This is a genomic window from Synechococcus sp. EJ6-Ellesmere (assembly GCF_024345875.1).
Classification (GTDB): domain Bacteria; phylum Cyanobacteriota; class Cyanobacteriia; order PCC-6307; family Cyanobiaceae; genus Regnicoccus_A; species Regnicoccus_A antarcticus.
Genome location: NZ_JAGQBY010000051.1, coordinates 1 through 17,516, shown reverse-complemented (window position 1 = coordinate 17,516; position 17,516 = coordinate 1). Strand labels below are relative to the sequence as shown.

The following is a 17,516-nucleotide window of genomic DNA, read 5'->3' as shown; positions in this document are numbered from 1 at the left end:
CGGCGTAGTGCTCCAGCAACTCCTGCTGCACCGACTCCACATGGCGGGCGCTCAGGTACAGGCAGAGGGAGGCCCGCAGGGAGGCCAGATGTGCCAGCGACTCCCGGTCCGGCACCCCCGTGCGCCCGCCGGCACGGCTGAGCACGATGGTCTGGACCAGTCCCGGGATCGTGAGCTCGGCCTTGAGGGCCGCAGCGGTGGCCTGGTAGGCACTCAGGCCAGGCACCACCTCCACCTCCAGGCCAGCATCGGCCAGGCGGCAGATCTGCTCCGCCAGGGCTCCGTAGAGGCAGGGATCACCATCGTGCAGGCGCACCACCCGCAATCCGGCCCGCGCCCGCTCCACCACCAGCTCCATCACCTCTTCCAGCGTGAGCGTGCTGGTGCGGATCCGCTCGCAGTGCTGCGGTGCCAGGGCGGCAATCTGGGGCGACACCAGGGAATCGGTCCACACCAGTACGTCCGCGGCTTCGACGGCACGGGTGGCCCGCACGGTCATGAGATCGATGGCGCCTGGGCCTGCACCCACGATCAGCACAGGGCTGGCAGCACCTGGAACAGGAGTTGACTTTGCGATCAAGAGTGGTTCCGCGGCAAGGGAGGAGCACCGCCAGGATCGGGCAGGGAGCGCTCCTGGCCGTAGATCCACCAGAGGCCGAAGCTGCCGAGAGCGATCAGCAGCAGGCTCATCAGCTGGGCCATGCGCAGACCTCCTTCGCAGAAGGGCGGCGTGGAGAACAGACAGAGGGGGTCGGTGCGCAGCCCTTCGATCCAGACTCTGCCGAGGCTGTAGCTCACCAGGTAGACGCAGCTCAGGGCGCCGGCCGGCAAGGGGATGCGGCCCTTGATCCCTGCGCGGAACAGAAACAGAAGCAGGGCCACCACAGCGATGTTCCAGAGGGATTCGTACAGGAACGTCGGGTGGAAATACTGCTGATCGAGGAACGGTCCAGGCCTGTTGAGGGTTGGGATGTAGAGCTTCCAGGGCAGGTCGGTGGGCAGACCGAAGGCCTCTGAATTGAAGAAGTTGCCCCAGCGCCCGATCGCCTGGCCGAGGGCAACGGATGGGACCAGTACATCGAGAAGGTTCCAGAACGCCAGCTTGCGCCAGCGGCAATAGGCGATCACCGCCAGGGTGCCGCCGATCAGGGCACCATGGATTGCGATGCCGCCACGCCAGATGGCCAGGGCTTCCAGCCAGTTGAGCTGATACTGGCGCCACTCCAGCAGCACGTAGTACAGGCGGGCGCCCAGAACAGCCGCCAGCACCAGCAGAGGCAGCAGGTCAGCGATCAGCACGGGGTCGATGCCCCGGGCCTTCCCCAGCCGGGTGGCCAGCAGCAGACCGATCAGCACCGCCAAGGCGATCAGCAGGCCATACCAGCGCAGGGAAAAGGGGCCCAGCTGAAAGATCAGGGGCCCCGGCGAGGCGAACACGGCCAGGGCCGTGGCCGGGGAGAGAAACTCCAACGAATGCACTCAGGCGAACGGCATGGTGGCCAAGGGTCAGATGCCCTCGGCGGCCTGAACTTTCTCCACCTGCTTCTTCTTCAGCACCAGCATGATCTGGGCCAGAGCCACTGCAGCGAAGAAGGCGATCATCCCGTAGAGACGAACAGGATTCTGAAGGACGATTTCAGCATCGAGCTGGCCGAAGCCACCCACGTTGGGGTCGTCCGAGAGCGGCGCACCGGCGCTGACGCTGTCACCCACCGCCACGGTGAGGGTGGGACCGGCGGGAATGGTGTCGTTCACGCTCTGACCATCGGCGGTGCTGATCTCCACCACCGAGGCACCATTCTCACCGGGGGTGATGGCGGCCACGGTGCCGTCCACGGAGGCATTGAAGACCCCGTTGTTGCTCTTCTCTCCGGTGGGATAGACCTGGCCGCGGCCGCGGTTGCCGCCCACGTGGATCGAATACTTGCCGAAGTGAATGGAGCTGTCGCTGCCGGGATCAGGCGAGAGGATCGGGAAGACGATCTCCTGGTGCTGGTCGCCGGGCAGGGGGCCCACCAGCAGGATGTTGGGGTCGTTGTCGCTGTACTGGGTGAAGTACACCCCTGCGGTTTCTTCCTTCAGTTCGTCGCTCAGCCGCTCCGGCGGAGCCAGCTTGAAGCCATCGGGGAGCATCACCACCGCCCCCACGTTCAGCCCGGTGCGGCTGCCGTCGGCCCCCACCTGCTGCAGGGTGGTGTCGTAAGGGATCTTCACGACTGCCTTGAAGACGGTGTCGGGCATCACGGCCTGGGGCACCTCCACCTGGGTGGCTTTCTTGGCCAGGTGGCAGTTGGCGCAAACGATCTTGCCGGTGGCTTCGCGGGGGCTGTCGTAATTCTGCTGGGCCCAGAACGGGTAGGCCCAGCTGGCCTGGGGAGCCACCAAGAGGGCAGCAGCGACGAGCAGGGAGCTCAGCAGCAGGGAGAGGGAGCGACGCATGGGGGGTGGGCGAACGGGCGACGAAGGAGAGGGAGAACGCGGTGGATCAGACCCACCAGGGCTTGTCGCCGCTGCGGAAGTCGGTGTCGCTCCACTGGCTCAGGAACACGGTGTCGTTCTCGACCGTGACGTTGGCCAGGGCCAGAGAGAGGGGTGCCGGGCCACGCACCACTTTGCCGGTGGCGTCGTACTGGCTGCCGTGGCAGGGGCACATGAACTTGTTGGAGCCGCTGTTCCAGGGCACGACGCAGCCCAGGTGGGTGCAGATGGCATTGATGCCGTAACTGCCGATCGCCTCAGGACCCTCCACCAGCAGGTAGGTGGGGTCACCCTTGAGACCCTGCACCAGGCTGCGGTCGCCCTCCTTGTGGGTGGAGAGCCAGCCCGTGGCCGTGACGGTGTTGCCCAGCTCATCCTTGGCGGTGATGCCACCGCCGCTGCCGGCCGCCTTGGGGGGAATGAAGTACCTCGCCACCGGATAGAGAGCCCCGAGGGCCACCCCAGTGACCGTGCCGAAGGTGAGCAGATTCATGAACTGCCGACGACCCATTCCGGGCACATCGCTCACAGGGATCTGGGTCATACGAGGCGTTCCTGGGTGCCGAAGCAACGTGCCGCCCATTATGACCGTTGCCCCTCCGGCAACCGGGGCCCAGACCGGGGGTCTGACCTGCTGCCGCAACATGCTGTTGTCACTCCCCCCGGAACGCTCCACCCCGCCGTCCTCGCTGTTGTCCGATCCCGCCGCCCCCCACGCCCCAGCGCCACTTCGTTATGAAGAGGTGATCGCGCTGCTGCGCTCCCGATGGCAGGCCTCCTACGACCTGCAGCTGGTCCAGCGCCGCGGGCGGTTGTACCTGCAGGTGATGTGGGCCTACCTCGAGCAGCAGTCCTTCCCCCTCGATGCCGCTGGCTACGAAGCCCGCCTGCGGGAGCTGGTGGAGGTGCTCAACAACCTCCAGGTGGCTGAGCAAGTGAGGGGGTGGCTCAGCACCACGAAGGACCGGCCGCGGCTGGGCAAGGCGATGAGCCTGGCCCTGGAGCCCGCAGCGGATGGGCGCAGCAGTGAATTTCTGCTCTGACGCGAACGGCGAGTGGTCAAGCGGGCTCGGGGCGTACCTGCTCCACCAGGGCCACCAGCGCCACCCCGATCAGGAACAGGGCCGTGATCGCTCCGGTGAGCAGCAACATCGTGACCGGGTCGGTGGAGGGGGTGAGCACGGCGCCGGCCAGGGCCGAGCCCAGCACCACCCAGCGCCAGGCCCCCAGCATGGTGCGGGATCCCACCAGACCGAAAGCACCGAGCAGCAGCTGCAGCACCGGTAGCTCAAAGGCCAGCCCAGTGGCCACCATCAACAACAGCACGAAGTCGAGGTAGCGCTCGATTGACCAGATCGGCTCCACCACATCGGCGCCGTAGTTCACCAGGAAGCGCAGGGCCGCGGGCACCAGCGCCCACCAGGCGAAGGCCAATCCGGCCATGAACAGCACCGCCGAGGCCGCTACCGCGGGGGCCACCAGCCGGCGCTCGCGCCTGGTCAGGCCGGGAAGCACGAAGGAGAGCACTTCATAGAGGACGTAGGGGAGCACAAGGGTGAGCCCGGCGTAACCGGCCACCTTGAGGGAGACGAACAGAAATTCCCCCGGGGCCAGTTGCAGGAAACGCATTCCCACCGCCGGCACCTGCAGCAGGCGCACCAGGGGGCGCACCAGCACCAGGCAGACGGCCGCCGAAACCACGAGGGCCAGCAGGCTGCGCAGCACGCGACGCCGCAGCTCCTCCAGGTGCTCCAGCAGGCTCATCTCCACTTCGCCGGGGAACTCATCCGGGCAGCTGACGCGGATGGGTGCTGGCGCGGGCAGGGCGGTTTCGGTGGCTCCGCTGCTGGCTGTGGATGGGGTTGGTTCGCTCATGGCCCTGGCTCCGCTGGGACCTTAGGCACAGATTCCGCCGCAGCGAGCCAGTGGGCGGCTCGCTGCGGTGAGGCCCAGACCACCTCTCCCCCCTTGTGGGTCACGGTGCCGGCGGCAGCTCCGGCGATTCGTTGCAGCTGATCGCAGGGCACCTTCAGCACCGGCACCCGCCCATTGTGACGGGCTCGGCTGAAGTGGGCGGCCAGGTCAGCGGCCAGCTGGAGGTCGGCGTCGGCTGCCTCAGCGGCCGAGGCCTTGAGCATCACATGGCTGCCGGGACATTCCTGGGCGTGGAACCAGAGGTCGCCACGGCGGGCCTGGCGCAGGCTGATCCACTCGTTCTGGCGGTGGTTGCGGCCCACCTGCACCCTCAGGCCGCCGGGGGTGAGCAACTCCAGGGGGGACGGGGTGCTGGCAGGGGCTGAACGGGGCGGAGCGCGGCGCCCGGAGCGGCGCCCTTCGGTGCCTCCCCGGGCCAGCAGTTCCTCGCTTTCCTGCTCGAGGGCCTGCAGCTGGCAGAGGGCCTCCTCCAGATCCCCGTCGTGGTGGAGGCCGTGGCTCGGCTCGGGGCCGTGCAGGGCGAGGAAGGCCAGGCTGGCGTCGAGTCGGTCAAGCTGGCGCTGATGCAGCTCCAGCCGGGGGGTGATCGAGACCACCGAGCGCCGAAGCCGCCGGGCACGCTGGTAGAGGGCCTGGGCTTCGGCTACCTGGTCGCGGCTGGGAGCTGCCAGGCAGAGCAGGGCGTCGGCCTGACGGCTCAGATCATCCCCGCTCTCCACCTGATCGAGCAGGTCTTGCTGCTGCTGCCGCAGGCGTTTCTCCCGCTCCCGGGCGGCCAGCAGCTTCAGCTCCAGGCTCGCCCGCCGTCGTTGCAGCTCCCCCTGGCCCAGCCGCTGGCGGTAGTAGGCCGCCAGGGGGGCGTTCACGGGGCCAGAGCTGGCGGTGCCCCAGCAGCGGTACTGGCTTGAGCCGCCAGAGCCACTCCTGGAGTCATCGACTTCCCAGCCGAAGCGCTCCTGCTCAAGATCGTGCAACCAGCGCTGCCAGCGCGCCCAGAGGTGATCCCAGTGCTCCTGGCTGAGCGTGCCCACCGGTTGGGCCAGCAGCTCCGCCGCCGGCTCCGGCGCCCCATCGACCAGTTGCAGCGCCAGGGCCGGACTGATTCCCTGGTAGGTCTGCCGCAGGGCCTGGCGCAGGGACACGGGCACCAGCTGCAGCCGCCGCCGCCAGTGCTCCTGGGATTCTTCGAGGCTGGGGGGATCCGACTGCAGGGCCGGTGGTCGTCCGTAGCTGGAGCCGCTGGCGATCGGCCGAAGCCGTGATTGCTGCTCCCTCACCTGGCGAGCCAGGCTCACCACCCGTCCCTGGGCATCAAGCAGGAACACGTTGCTGTGGCGGCCCATCAGTTCCACCACCAGACGGCGGCCACTGGCCTCCCCGGGCCGGGGTGCGAAATGCAGATCCACCACCCGCTCGAAGCCCTCCTGCTCGATCGCCACCAGGGCCAGCCCCCCCAGGCCGTGCTGCAGCACGCGGGCCAGGGTGCTGCCGTCACCCTGTTTCGGCGGCGGATCGATCGCCAGCAGCCGGGGGGCCGCCGCCAGCCAGCTGATCTCCAGCCAGCGCATCCCGCTCAGACCACGCAGCCCCAGCTGCAGGGTGTGGGGATTGGGCTGCTGGGCCTTCTCGAAGCGGGCCGGCACCAGCAGGGGACGCAGCTCCGCCAGCACCGCCCGCAAGGTGGTGAGGTCCATGGCCTGGATGGCTGGGCTCGGCTGGGTCTGGGGCGCCATGGGCTGCCGCTCCACGCCGGAGCGTGCGGTGGGATCCCACTACTCTGCTGGCCAGCCGAAGACCTTCATGGGATCGACTTCAACGCCAGGACGGCTCACCGTGATCAGCGGCCCCAGTGGTGTGGGCAAGGGCACACTCGTGGCGTCTCTTCTGCAGCGCCATCCCGGCCTCTGGCTTTCGGTGTCGGCCACCACCCGGGCACCCAGACCCGGAGACATCGATGGGGTCACCTATCGCTTTCTCGATCGCGAGCGCTTCGAGGCTCAGGTTCAGGCGGGTGGCTTCCTGGAGTGGGCTGAGTTCGCTGGCTATCTCTACGGCACGCCGCGGGGCCCTGTGGAGGACCATCTGGCCCAGGGACGATCGGTGTTGCTGGAGATCGAACTGGAGGGGGCCCGTCAGGTGCGGCGTAGTTTTCCGGACGGGTTTCAGGTGTTCATCAAGCCCCCCAGCTTCGAGGAGCTGGAGCGGCGCATCCGTGGGCGGGGCACCGAGCGCGAGGAGGCCATTCAGCGGCGGCTCGGCCGCGCCCACCAGGAGCTCGAGGCTGAAGCGGAATTCGATGCGGTGCTGGTGAACGGCGACCTGGATCAGGCGATCTCCAACCTGGAGGAGTTGCTCAACCTCGGTTGATCCAGGTCCATCCAGGTGGCGACTTTCTCGAAGGACGCGAATCTGCGCCAGCAAAAACGGCCCTTTCGGGCCGCTGGTGACTTGGCTTGGGCCGAGAGGCTCGGTCTGAGCGGGCCGGCGCTGGTGAGGCTCTGGACTCAGAGGGGATGGAAGAGCAGGTCGGGGAAGAAGCGGTTGAACTCGATCATGATCCCGGCGGTGATCGAGAACCAGATGGCGGCGAACACCGGGGCGGTGGTCAGAAATTTCTTCATGGAGGCAACCCCTGAGAGGGGCTGGGAGAAGGTGGAGAGCGGTTGGAGTTGAGGCAACAGGCCGGCGGCCATCGCCAGGCCGACCTGGAGCGAACCCTCAAATCCTCAGCGAGGCGAGATGGTGATCTTGGAGTCAGACTCCAGCAACTTGCCGCTGGTGAACTCGCCGAAGGCGGCCAGGGGCCAGGTGGCGGCGGCCAGGGTGCTCTTGAGGGCGAGGGGAAGATCGATCTGGATCTCACGCATGGTGGCGTCCTTGCTGCCGCGGATCGCCTGCAGGTAGGAGCGGCCAGCCCAGCCGATGCAGCCAGCGATGTAGAGGAAAGCGATGCCGGGGATCATGAAATCGCCCGCATGGCTCCAGCGGCCATCCACGATCAGGTGGGGCAGCCCATCAGGACCGCAGACGGCCTGGCTGTACATCTCGAAGCGTGCCTGGGCCTGCGGTGTGGCCGCGGCGCTGGCCCGCTCCTGGAAGCGTGAGCTCTCAGAACAGGGGGTGAGCCCAGCCACGTCGGCGTTGGCCACGGAGGCGAAGCCGAACAGCAGCAAGGCGGAAATCAGAACGGCGAAAAGACGGCGCATCGTGTCCGGTTCCGGGGAAAGCCCTGCCGGAAGGCAGGATGTCACTCGCGGACAGTAGGGGACTTCCCTGGAGCCCATGCCCACCATTCTGGCCGTCGAAACAAGTTGTGACGAGTCCGCCGCCGCCGTTGTGCGCGATCGTCAGGTGCTGGCCAGTGCTGTGGCCTCCCAGGTGGAGGAGCACGCCCGCTGGGGGGGCGTGGTGCCGGAAATCGCCTCCAGGCGCCACGTGGAGGCCCTGCCCCAGCTGGTGGAGCGGGTGATGGCTGAGTCGGACCTGAGCTACGGCGATCTCGATGGCATCGCCGCCACGGTGGCGCCGGGTCTGGTGGGGGCCCTTCTGGTGGGATCGGTCACCGGCCGTACCCTCGCCCGCCTGCACGACCTGCCCTTCCTGGGGGTGCACCACCTGGAGGGTCACCTCTGCTCGGTGCAGCTGGGGGAGCCCCTGCCGCCAGGCCCCTACCTGGTGTTGCTGGTCAGTGGCGGTCACACCGAGCTGGTGCGGGTGGAGGGGGTCGGGGCGTACCAGCGGCTCGGGCGCAGCCATGACGACGCGGCCGGGGAGGCCTTCGACAAGGTGGCGCGGCTGATGGGACTGGGTTATCCCGGCGGCCCCGCCATCCAGGCGGCGGCTGCCGCCGGCGATCCCGAGCGCTTCCCCTTGCCCAAGGGACGGGTGTCCAGGCCTGAGGGTGGCTTCCATCCCTACGACTTCAGTTTCAGTGGTCTCAAAACCGCGGTGCTGCGGCTGGTGCAGCGCCTGGAGCAGGAGCCCCAGGCGCTGCCGCTGGCCGACATCGCCGCCAGTTTCGAGCGGGTGGTGGTGGACGTCCTGGTGGAGCGGAGCTGCCGCTGCGCCCTGGATCAGGGGCTGGACACCGTGGTGCTGGTGGGCGGGGTGGCAGCCAACCGCCGCCTGCGCCAGGCCATGGAGGAACGCTGCGATGCCCTCGGCCTGCACTGGCGTGTCGCTCCCCTGGCCTACTGCACGGACAACGCCGCGATGATCGGCGTGGCGGCCGCGGCCCGTCTGGCCGGCGGGGCCCGCAGCGGCTGCGATCTGGGGGTACTGGCACGGCTTCCGCTCGAGCAGGCCGGCAGCCTTTACGAAACACGGTCCGGTTGTTAATCCCTTTAGAGTGTTTTCAACTCTGTCTTGAGACGAGAACAGATGGCCCCTGCTGAGATCAGCGAGAACCGGCTTGAGCCCGTCGATGTCGATCCCCAGGAACTCAACGCCTGGCGACGTGGCTTCACCCCCCAGGCTGAGATCTGGAACGGACGCCTGGCCATGCTTGGCCTGTCCCTGGGTCTGGCCAGTCTGCTGCTGATCCGTCTGGCCACCCGCTCCTGAGCGGCAACCGCGGCCGGATCAGCTGAAACACCGGATCAGCTGACCCGGCCGCGCAATGTCTGGGCCAGTTCGTTCGGCTTGAGGCTGTGGGAGAGGGCTTCCTGGGGGTCCACCGCTCCTTCTTCCACCAGCGCTGCCAGAGACTGATTGATTGTCTGCATCCCGTCAAAGGCGCTGCGGGCCATGATCTGTTCCACTTCATCGAGATCCCCCCGCTGGATGTAATCGCGGCAGGCTTCAGTGTTGACCAACAGATCGTGATAGGCCGTGCGACTCCCACCCCGGGTGCGGATCAGCCCCTGGGAGATTACCGCCAGCAGGGATTCCGCCAGCTCCCGGCGCATCTGCTCCTTGCTCTGCGGATCAAATAGTCCCATCACCCGATCGACCGAGCGCACCGCTGAATTGGTGTGGAGGGTGCCGAACACCAGGTGGCCGGTCTGAGCCGCTTCGAGGGCGGTGGAGAGGGTGTCTCGGTCGCGGATTTCACCGATCAGGATTACATCGGGATCTTCCCGCAGCGCCGCTCTCAGTGCCGTGTGGAAGTGCTTGGTGTGATGCCCCACCTGCCGCTGCCGGATCAGGCTGGTGCGGCTGGTGTGAACGAATTCCACCGGATCTTCAACCGTGATGACGTGTTTGGCAGCGGTTCTGTTGATCCAGTCGATCATGGCGGCAAGGGTGGTGCTCTTACCGCAGCCTGTGGGTCCGGTCATCAACACCAGCCCCTTCGGATAGGTGGCCAGCTCTTTCAGCACCGGCGGCATGGCCAGTTGATCCAGGCTCGGCACCTCGAGGGGGATCAGCCGCAGCACCATCGCCGGGCCGCGCACGCTCTCCAGCAGGTTGATGCGGATGCGCGCAAAGGGGAAGGAGTGGGCCCCGTCGAAGTCGAGGTCGTTGCCGAAGCGATCCAGGTCGGTGGGCTGCAGGATCTCCTCCAGCCAGCGCCGGAATTGCTCCCGGTCTGTGATGGGCCAACCCGTGGTCAGGATGATCCCCTGGCCTCGGAAACGCGGTGATTCACCGACTCCGAGATGCACATCGGAGTAACCCCTGGCTTCGGCGATCGCCACGATGGCTTCAAGGCTGGCTGGCAGATCGCCAAAGGTGGGTTGTGCGGGTTCCGGCGTGGGATCGAACGAAGCCACTGGTGAGGGCGCCGGCGGAGGTGGGGGCGGCAGCCTGACGGCTGTGGCCTCGACCATGGCCTGGGGAGCGCTGTTGCTCTCGAGCGGGTTCACGGGTTGGGTGCGGCCATCGCGCTCAGCATTGCTCGAAACTCAGCCCCTGTCATGCAGGCGCCTCAGGGCCCCTTCCCTAGGATCCCAGCCACCGCCTCGCCCCCTTGACCGCCACCGCACCGCTCGTGAGCATCGTGCTGGGCACCCGGCCAGAAGCGATCAAACTGGCACCGGTGATCCTGGCGTTCCAGCGTGATCCAGGCTTCCGCACCCGGGTGGTGCTCACGGGTCAGCACCGGGAGATGGTGGCCCAGGTGATGGATCTGTTCGGGCTCGCCCCCGACCGCGACCTGGCCCTGATGGCCCCGAAGCAGACCCTCACCCATGTCACCTGCGCGGCCCTGCAGGGCCTGCGCGAGGAGTTCCTGGAGCATCGCCCCGAGCTGGTGCTGGTCCAGGGCGACACCACCACCGCCTTCGCTTCGGCCCTGGCGGCTTTCTACGAGCAGATCCCCGTGGGCCATGTGGAGGCCGGGCTGCGCACCGACAACCTGCTTGACCCCTTCCCGGAGGAGGCGAACCGGCGCCTGATCTCCCAGGTGGCCCAGTTGCACTTCGCTCCCACCAGCGTCTCCGAAGCGAACCTGAAGGCGTCCGGCGTGGTTGGGGAGATCCTGGTCACAGGCAACACAGTGATCGACGCGCTGCTGCTGATGGCCGCATCGGCCCCCCTGCCCCAGGTCCCAGGCCTCGACTGGGAGAGGCAGCGGGTGATCCTGGCCACCGTCCACCGCCGTGAGAACTGGGGGGAGCGGCTCAGCAGCATCGGGCGGGGGTTCCGCCAGCTGCTGGATCGCCATCCCGACACGGCCCTGCTGCTGCCCTTGCACCGCAACCCCACGGTCCGGGAGCCCTTGCAGGAGCTGTTGGGCGATCATCCCCGCGCTCATCTCTGCGAACCGCTCGACTACGACCAGCTGGTGGGGGCGATCCGGGGCTGCACGCTGCTGCTCTCCGATTCCGGTGGTCTGCAGGAGGAGGCACCGGCTCTGGGCAAGCCGGTGCTGGTGCTTCGGCGCACCACGGAGCGGCCCGAAGCGGTCACGGCCGGAACGGCGCGCCTGATCGGAACCGACAGCGAATCGATCGTCAACGAAGGCAGTCGGCTGCTCGATGATCCCGAGGCTTATGCGGCCATGGCCCAGGCCCATAACCCCTTCGGCGATGGTCAGGCCAGCGGTCGGATCCTCGAGGCCAGCCGCAGCTTCCTGAACGGAGGCCGGAGCTGACCGGGGGCCCAGACGCTCTCAGGAACCCCGTTTCTTCGCCCAGGGGGGGAGGTCGATGAACACCCTGGTGCCTTCCTCGAGACCCGTGATGATCTGTGTGTCGCGGCCGCTGCTCGAGCCCAGGGTCACCGGCTGAAAGCGGGGCTGGTTGTCCTTGCCCACCAGCAGCACGCCTGGCCGCCCTTCCTCCGTGACGACCGCCACAGTCGGCACAAGGGTCTGTGGGGGAAGGCTGCCGGTCTGAAAGTCGATGTCGGCGGTCATGCCGATGCGCAGAAGGTTGTTGGGATCGCTGAGGGCGAGTTTCACCTCGAACGACGTGACGTTGTTGTTCTTCACCGCCCGCGGGGCCACCTGGACCACCCGGGCGGCGAACCGCTTGTCGGGGAAGGCATCCGCCCTCACGCTGGCGCTCTGACCAATACTGATCCGGCCGATGTCGTTCTCGGGCACCTTGGCGACCACCTCCATCCCCTGGGCCAGCTCCACCACCGAGGAACTGGAGGCGCCGGCGTTGGCCGAGGCGGAGGTGGTGGGGGTCACGAAGGCGCCGGGATCGGCGAATCGCTGGGTGATCACCCCGTCGAAGGGGGCCCGGATCGTGAGCTCATCGCGTTCCACCGTGCGCTGATTGAAACGCTTGCGGGCCACGTCCAATGAGGCCCGGGCCGTGAGGGCACGGGTGCGGAAGGACACGATGTCGTCTTCGCTGATGGCCCCCTCCTCGAACAGCTTTTTGCGGCGTTCGTAGTCGGAGCGGGCGCGGCTCTCTTCCGCCTCAGCCAGGCGAACCTGGGCCCCCAGTTCCAGCTCCCGCTGGCTCAGATCACCGCTGTCCATCTGGGCGATGGGCTGGCCCTTGCTCACCCGGTCGCCCTCATCCACGAACAGCGATTCAAGAACCCCACCGCGCTTGGGGCTCACGTTGACACTGCGTCCTGCCTCCAGCTCGCCGCTGGCGCTCACCACTCCCGGCAGGGTGCCTCGCTTGGCCACGACGGTGTAGTCGGCCAGATTGCTGCGCTTGGCGGCCTGACGCTGTCGCTGCCAGACGGTCACACCTCCCACCACCACCAGCAGGGCCACGGCCCCGGCCGCCAGCCGCCCCCAGCGGCGGCGGGGAGCCAGGCCGCCAACCCCAGTTGGGGTCATGGTCACGCTGGGAGACAGCGGAGACTCGGGAGGCTTCGTGGCTGGGGGTTGTTCGAGCATCCGCGTGGCGATGGCCGTGCTCCATTGACTGGGACCAGTCTTCCTGGTGTCGCCCCCAACTGTGGCCCCGGTCCCTGGAGGGTGCCCCTCTAGATTTCGCCCCATGCTCAAAGCCGGAATCGTGGGGCTGCCCAACGTGGGCAAATCCACCCTGTTCAACGCCCTGGTGGCCAACGCCCAGGCCCAGGCGGCCAATTTCCCGTTCTGCACGATCGAGCCGAATGTGGGCGTCGTTGCGGTTCCCGATCCGCGGCTGAAGATGCTCTCGGATGTGTCCAGCTCCCGCGAGATCGTCCCCACCCGGGTGGAGTTCGTCGACATCGCCGGCCTCGTGAAAGGCGCCAGCCAGGGAGAGGGCCTGGGCAACAAGTTCCTCGCCAACATCCGCGAGGTGGACGCGATCGTGCACGTGGTGCGCTGCTTCGAGGACGACGACGTGATTCACGTGTCTGGGGATGTGGATCCGGTGCGGGACGCCGAGGTGATCAATCTGGAGCTGGGCCTGGCGGATCTGGGCCAGATCGAGAAGCGCCGCGAACGGCTGAAGAAGCAGGCGCGTACCAGCAAGGAGGCACAGGTTGAGGATGCCGTCCTCGCGCGGATCCAGGCCGAGCTGGAGCAGGGCGGTGCCGCCCGCAACGTGGAGCTGGGGGAGGAGGAGGCGCCCATGCTGAAGCCCCTGGGGCTACTTACCGCCAAGCCGATCATTTACGCCACCAACGTCTCGGAAGACGACCTGGCGCAGGGCAATCCCTTCAGCCGCGCCGTGGAGGAACTGGCCCGCAAGGAAGGTGCCGGCGCCGTGCGTATCTCGGCCCAGGTGGAGGCGGAGCTGATCGAGCTGGGCGAGGCCGAGCGTGCCGATTACCTCGAGGGCCTCGGGGTGAGCGAGGGCGGGCTTCAGAGCCTGATCCACGCCACCTACGGCCTGCTGGGCCTGCGCACTTACTTCACCACCGGTGAGAAGGAAACCCGCGCCTGGACAATCACCGCCGGTATGACCGCCCCCCAGGCCGCCGGGGTGATCCACACCGACTTCGAGCGGGGATTCATCCGCGCCCAGACCGTGGCCTATGCCCAGCTGCTGGAGGCCGGCTCCCTTCCGGAAGCCCGCAACCGCGGCTGGCTGCGCAGCGAGGGCAAGGAGTATGTGGTTCAGGAAGGCGACGTGATGGAGTTTCTCTTCAACGTCTGACGACATGCTGCGATGGCAAGGGTGGCGAGCTGCCACTGAGCGCATGCTTCATCCTGTAGATCGTGTCAACTTTTTCTGCAGGTTCAGGCTGGCCACTTCGTATCCAGCTGTCGCATAAAGCTGCAAAGCAGTCTTGTTGGAGTTGAACACATGCAAGACAATGGCCCCCACCCCCCGGGCCGGTTCTGAGAACACATCGACCTCGATCGCGCGCATCAGCGCCTTTGAGGCCCAGAAGGTCATCCAGGTCTGCAGGATATGTTCAGGATTCAGCGGCAGATTCATGGATCCCTGGTTGCCTGAATCCTTCATTCTCGATGCAGAGATCAAGACCATTCCAGAGCGGGAAGATCTCGGAAGGCCTGGCGCACGCCTGCACTCCAGCCGGTGCTCAGGGTGGAGAAGTAGGAGTCGCCGTCGTGGAAGCGGCGTCTGTGGTGAATCGCCAGGCTGTCGCGCTCATAACAGATCAGGTCGATCGGCATGCCCACCGAAAGATTGCTGCGCATGGTGGAATCGAAGGACACCAATACGCACTTGGTGGCATCGGCCATTGTCGTGGTTGGGGTGATCACACGGTCGATGATCGGCTTGCCGTATTTCGCCTCGCCGGTCTGCAGGAAGGGCGTGTCGTCGCCGGCTTCGATGAAGTTGCCTTCGGCGTAGATGCGGAACAGCCGCGGGGCTTCTCCCTTGATCTGGCCGCCCAGAATGAATGAGGCGTTGAATGTCACCGCATTGCCCTCCAGGAAGGGGGCATCGCGATGTTCGATCTCGCGCATCACATCCGACACCAGCACGGCCACATCGAACAGGGTCTGGGCGGTCCACAGGGTCATGGCGCCGTCGTTGCGGCTGGCCCGTTGCTTCAGCAGACTTACCACCGCCTGGGTGCCGGCCAGGCTGCCGGAACTGAGCAGCACGATCACCCGATCCCCGGGACGCTCGAAGGTGCTCATCTTGCAGAACCTGGCGAAATCATCGACACCGGCGTTGGTGCGTGAATCGGAGGCCATCACAAGGCCCTCCTGCAGCAGCATGCCCACGCAATAGGTCACGGCCAGGTCTTCGCTTGGGTGAATCCATTGTTGCGGCGGACAGGCTCCGGCGTCTGTGCCGGCCGGCCCCGGCAAGGGGGGACAATGGGATCAGCAGCAATGGCCGGTGATGCCCTCATCCCAGACGTCCCCCGCCAACGATCCAGAAGCGCCCATCGATCCGGCCGCTCCAGCCGATCACCCCCACAACTTCGACGTCCAGAAGGAACTGCACCAGCGGATCCGCAACGACCCCGACTACGACGACTGGGAATACGGCACCGAGCCTCTCCCCCATGAGTCGGAGGCCTGGATCCGTGCCCAGAAGGCCAAGGCCCAGGCCAAGGACACCTGAGCGACGTCACGCGCCCTCAGGTGTCTGGGTCTGGTTGGATCCGCCGTTGACTGGGGTGGGGATGGAAGCGGTTCAGTTTCCCCACCAGCAGCAGCCCGAGCAGGCTAAGCAGTGTCATCAGCAGCCACAGGCCGGCTCCATGCCGCTGGCTCTCCAGCAACCAGCCCCCCATCAGGGGGGCCACGAAGGAGCTGATGGCGAAACACTGGGAGAACAGGGCCAGGGCCATCCCCTGGTGCGACGCCGGCGTGACCTCGATCACCGCTTCGCTGGCCGTGGGGAGGAAGGCCGCCGCCGCTGCCGCCAGGGGCACCTGGGCCATCACCAGCAGGGACAGGCTCTGCCAGCCCAGGGCAGAGAGGGCCAGCAGCAGGCTGCCGAAGGCAAAGCCCAGCAGGCTCCAGCCCAGCCCGAAAGACACAGGCCGCTCCGCCAGCCAGCGCCCCAGGGGCCACTGGAACAGCAGCAGCAAGCTGAGCTGCAGGCCCAGCAGCAGGGCTCCGAGGCTCTCGCTCAGCGGCGCACGCTCCAGTCCACCCCGCACCAGATCCAGCGGCAAGGCGCTCTGCAGCAGCGACACCATCGCCGTGGCCAGCAGCGTCACCCCCAGCAGTGGCAGCAGGGGTTTCACCAACCGGCGCCAGGGGAGCCTGCGATCCTGGTCGCCCGCGGGCACCGCCACGGGCAGGGGTGAGCGCAGCAGCAGGCTGATCACCACCACCATGCAGGTGATGTCGACCAGATAGATGCCGCGCAGGTGCCGGCTGCCGGCCAGCAGGGCTCCCAGGAGCACCCCCAGGGCCACGCCCAGGGCATCACCGGTTCGTACCAGGGCATAGGCACGGCTGCTGGACTGGGGCGGCGCACTCAGGGGCACCGCCAGCTCGATGGCCGGCCAGTAGATCCCCATCGCCGTGCCGAGAAGCACTTGCCCCAGCACAAAGGCGGTGAAGGTTTCCGCGCTGAACAGCCGGCTGTCGGCCAGCACCGAGATCAGTGCCGCCAGCAGGACCGGCCGGGTGGTGCTGAGGCCATGGTCGAGCCACCAGCCGCTCAGCAGCCGACCCAGGGTGCCGGCCAGCGCCGCCGCGGCCAGACCCTGACCCACCGCCAGGGCTGAGAACTGTGCCTGGTGGAACACCACCGGGGTGAGATAGAGGATCCCCCCGGCCCCGAAGCTGCCCACCAGGCGGATCACGGTGAGTTCGCGCAGCGGCGCGGGAAACTGGAGCCACCAGATTGGTTGGCTTGCTCCTGCCTGCGGCTCTGTCACAACACGTCCGTCGGGGGCTGGCACTCCTGACCAGTCTGCTGGTGGGCTCGGGAACGCCACTGCTGGCGGAGTCGGCCCGGGCGGCCGACCGGCTGGATGTGCAGCTCGATGGCCTCTCGCTGCCCCTCGACCTGCACCAGCTCGATGCCTGGAGCCGGGATCCGAAGGGCAGCCGCAATGAACTGGCCATCTGGTTCGAACTGCTCGACGAGAGCAGCCGCGACGATCTGGTGACCCTGCTGCGATCACCCCTGCTGCCTGATCGGGGCTTTGCTCTGCAGTTGCTGCAGAGCTGGGCGGGCCGCCAGGTGCTGGAGGCGGTGGGGGAACTGTTCGCCGGAGGGAAGCCCGGCAGCGGTGTGTTGCTGCTGACCACTCTGCGGGAGCGTCTGCAGCGGCCCGAGCCGATCCGGTTCGTGGAACTGCTGCTCGAGGTGCCCACGCCCCAGCTCACCCTTGATCTCGATGGGCTGCTGCAGCTCGCTGCCCTCTGGCGGCATCAGCTGGAGGAGCAGACCCTGGCGCTGGAGCGGCTGCGGGATCTGCCGCTGCGCATTCGGGAGGATTCCGATACCAGTACACGACTGGCGGCGATTCATCCCGATCTCAGGCCCAGAACCATCGCCCTGACGGTGGCCCACAGATCAGCACCGCTGGAGTTGGAACTCTGGCCGGCCGTCAAGCCCCGCCAGGGCTCCTGGGTGGTGCTGATGCCGGGACTCGGTGGCAGCAGTGCCCAGCTCGGCTGGTTGGCCCAAGGCCTGGCGGCCCGGGGCTGGCCGGTGGTGCTGATCGAGCACCCAGGCAGCAACGAGACGGCGGTGCGCCAGATGCTCGATGGCCAGCGGCCCCCACCCGGGGCTGAAACCCTGCCCGATCGTCTGGCTGATGTGGAGGCGGTGCTGGCGGCGGAACGGCAGGGGCAGATCCCCCGTCTTGGCCCCTCGGTGGTGCTGATGGGCCACTCCCTGGGAGGGCTTTCAGCGCTGCTGGCG

Annotated in this window: 21 protein-coding genes; 8 read left to right on the top strand and 13 right to left on the bottom strand. The window is 67.3% G+C overall.

Annotation, left to right across the window (positions count from 1 at the left end; all coding sequences use genetic code 11):
• From KBY78_RS07375 to petC, 4 genes are all read right to left on the bottom strand, one after another.
• Positions 1-499 (bottom strand): cobalt-precorrin-4/precorrin-4 C(11)-methyltransferase (locus KBY78_RS07375; protein WP_255143051.1); only part of this gene is annotated, 499 nt, incomplete at its 3' end.
• Positions 500-576: 77 nt separating this feature from the next.
• Positions 577-1,437: a prolipoprotein diacylglyceryl transferase gene (gene lgt, locus KBY78_RS07370; RefSeq protein ID WP_255143050.1), complete on the bottom strand. Its 861-nt coding sequence runs from the start codon at positions 1,435-1,437 to the stop codon at positions 577-579.
• 69 nt (positions 1,438-1,506) lie between these two features.
• A complete protein-coding gene (petA, locus tag KBY78_RS07365; RefSeq protein WP_255143048.1) occupies positions 1,507-2,439 on the bottom strand; it encodes a cytochrome f in 933 nt (310 codons plus the stop codon).
• A 46-nt stretch (positions 2,440-2,485) separates the two neighbouring features.
• On the bottom strand, positions 2,486-3,022 hold the full coding sequence (gene petC, locus KBY78_RS07360; RefSeq protein WP_006170310.1) for a cytochrome b6-f complex iron-sulfur subunit: 537 nt from the start codon (positions 3,020-3,022) through the stop codon (positions 2,486-2,488).
• Between the two features lie 100 nt (positions 3,023-3,122).
• Between petC and KBY78_RS07355 the strand changes: the two genes are divergently transcribed.
• Entirely contained in the window at positions 3,123-3,521 is a 399-nt protein-coding gene (locus tag KBY78_RS07355) for a DUF3067 family protein (protein ID WP_255143047.1), read from the top strand.
• Between the two features lie 16 nt (positions 3,522-3,537).
• On the opposite strand, the gene tatC is transcribed toward KBY78_RS07355, so the two are convergent.
• Together tatC and KBY78_RS07345 are read right to left on the bottom strand one after the other, a co-directional pair.
• Complete coding sequence (gene tatC, locus KBY78_RS07350; protein ID WP_006170312.1) at positions 3,538-4,353, bottom strand: twin-arginine translocase subunit TatC; 816 nt, start codon at positions 4,351-4,353, stop codon at positions 3,538-3,540.
• Positions 4,350-6,107 (bottom strand): NFACT family protein, encoded by a 1,758-nt coding sequence (locus tag KBY78_RS07345; protein ID WP_255143046.1) that lies wholly within the window; start codon positions 6,105-6,107, stop codon positions 4,350-4,352. The genes tatC and KBY78_RS07345 overlap by 4 nt, the downstream gene beginning before the upstream one ends.
• 106 nt (positions 6,108-6,213) lie before the next feature.
• Between KBY78_RS07345 and gmk the strand changes: the two genes are divergently transcribed.
• Positions 6,214-6,780, top strand: a complete 567-nt coding sequence (gmk, locus tag KBY78_RS07340; RefSeq protein ID WP_255143049.1) for a guanylate kinase — start codon at positions 6,214-6,216, stop codon at positions 6,778-6,780.
• Between the two features lie 137 nt (positions 6,781-6,917).
• Here the strand turns inward: gmk and psaJ are convergent, their stop codons facing one another.
• Entirely contained in the window at positions 6,918-7,034 is a 117-nt protein-coding gene (gene psaJ, locus KBY78_RS07335) for a photosystem I reaction center subunit IX (RefSeq protein WP_255143045.1), read from the bottom strand.
• A 105-nt stretch (positions 7,035-7,139) separates the two neighbouring features.
• Positions 7,140-7,619, bottom strand: a complete 480-nt coding sequence (locus KBY78_RS07330) for a Photosystem I reaction center subunit III (protein WP_255143044.1) — start codon at positions 7,617-7,619, stop codon at positions 7,140-7,142.
• 76 nt (positions 7,620-7,695) lie between these two features.
• On the opposite strand from KBY78_RS07330, the gene tsaD reads away from it, so the two are divergent.
• Entirely contained in the window at positions 7,696-8,751 is a 1,056-nt protein-coding gene (tsaD, locus tag KBY78_RS07325) for a tRNA (adenosine(37)-N6)-threonylcarbamoyltransferase complex transferase subunit TsaD (RefSeq protein WP_255143043.1), read from the top strand.
• Positions 8,752-8,793: 42 nt separating this feature from the next.
• A complete protein-coding gene (locus tag KBY78_RS07320; RefSeq protein ID WP_006170318.1) occupies positions 8,794-8,976 on the top strand; it encodes a hypothetical protein in 183 nt (60 codons plus the stop codon).
• A gap of 35 nt (positions 8,977-9,011) precedes the next feature.
• On the opposite strand, the gene KBY78_RS07315 is transcribed toward KBY78_RS07320, so the two are convergent.
• Positions 9,012-10,184, bottom strand: a complete 1,173-nt coding sequence (locus KBY78_RS07315) for a PilT/PilU family type 4a pilus ATPase (RefSeq protein WP_261350006.1) — start codon at positions 10,182-10,184, stop codon at positions 9,012-9,014.
• 140 nt (positions 10,185-10,324) lie between these two features.
• On the opposite strand from KBY78_RS07315, the gene wecB reads away from it, so the two are divergent.
• Positions 10,325-11,449 (top strand): non-hydrolyzing UDP-N-acetylglucosamine 2-epimerase, encoded by a 1,125-nt coding sequence (gene wecB / locus KBY78_RS07310; RefSeq protein WP_255143040.1) that lies wholly within the window; start codon positions 10,325-10,327, stop codon positions 11,447-11,449.
• Positions 11,450-11,467: 18 nt separating this feature from the next.
• Here wecB and KBY78_RS07305 read toward each other — a convergent pair whose 3' ends face one another.
• Positions 11,468-12,601: an efflux RND transporter periplasmic adaptor subunit gene (locus KBY78_RS07305; RefSeq protein WP_156776499.1), complete on the bottom strand. Its 1,134-nt coding sequence runs from the start codon at positions 12,599-12,601 to the stop codon at positions 11,468-11,470.
• A 163-nt stretch (positions 12,602-12,764) separates the two neighbouring features.
• Between KBY78_RS07305 and ychF the strand changes: the two genes are divergently transcribed.
• Entirely contained in the window at positions 12,765-13,856 is a 1,092-nt protein-coding gene (gene ychF, locus KBY78_RS07300) for a redox-regulated ATPase YchF (protein WP_006170322.1), read from the top strand.
• A gap of 48 nt (positions 13,857-13,904) precedes the next feature.
• Here the strand turns inward: ychF and KBY78_RS07295 are convergent, their stop codons facing one another.
• A complete protein-coding gene (locus KBY78_RS07295; RefSeq protein WP_156776500.1) occupies positions 13,905-14,141 on the bottom strand; it encodes a hypothetical protein in 237 nt (78 codons plus the stop codon).
• A 41-nt stretch (positions 14,142-14,182) separates the two neighbouring features.
• Entirely contained in the window at positions 14,183-14,914 is a 732-nt protein-coding gene (locus tag KBY78_RS07290) for a peptidase (protein WP_037979458.1), read from the bottom strand.
• Between the two features lie 55 nt (positions 14,915-14,969).
• On the opposite strand from KBY78_RS07290, the gene KBY78_RS07285 reads away from it, so the two are divergent.
• Positions 14,970-15,248 (top strand): hypothetical protein, encoded by a 279-nt coding sequence (locus KBY78_RS07285; protein WP_255143039.1) that lies wholly within the window; start codon positions 14,970-14,972, stop codon positions 15,246-15,248.
• 16 nt (positions 15,249-15,264) lie between these two features.
• On the opposite strand, the gene KBY78_RS07280 is transcribed toward KBY78_RS07285, so the two are convergent.
• Positions 15,265-16,521 (bottom strand): MFS transporter, encoded by a 1,257-nt coding sequence (locus KBY78_RS07280; RefSeq protein ID WP_255143038.1) that lies wholly within the window; start codon positions 16,519-16,521, stop codon positions 15,265-15,267.
• A gap of 41 nt (positions 16,522-16,562) precedes the next feature.
• Between KBY78_RS07280 and KBY78_RS07275 the strand changes: the two genes are divergently transcribed.
• A partial coding sequence (locus KBY78_RS07275) for an alpha/beta fold hydrolase (RefSeq protein ID WP_255143037.1) occupies positions 16,563-17,516 on the top strand: 954 nt, incomplete at its 3' end.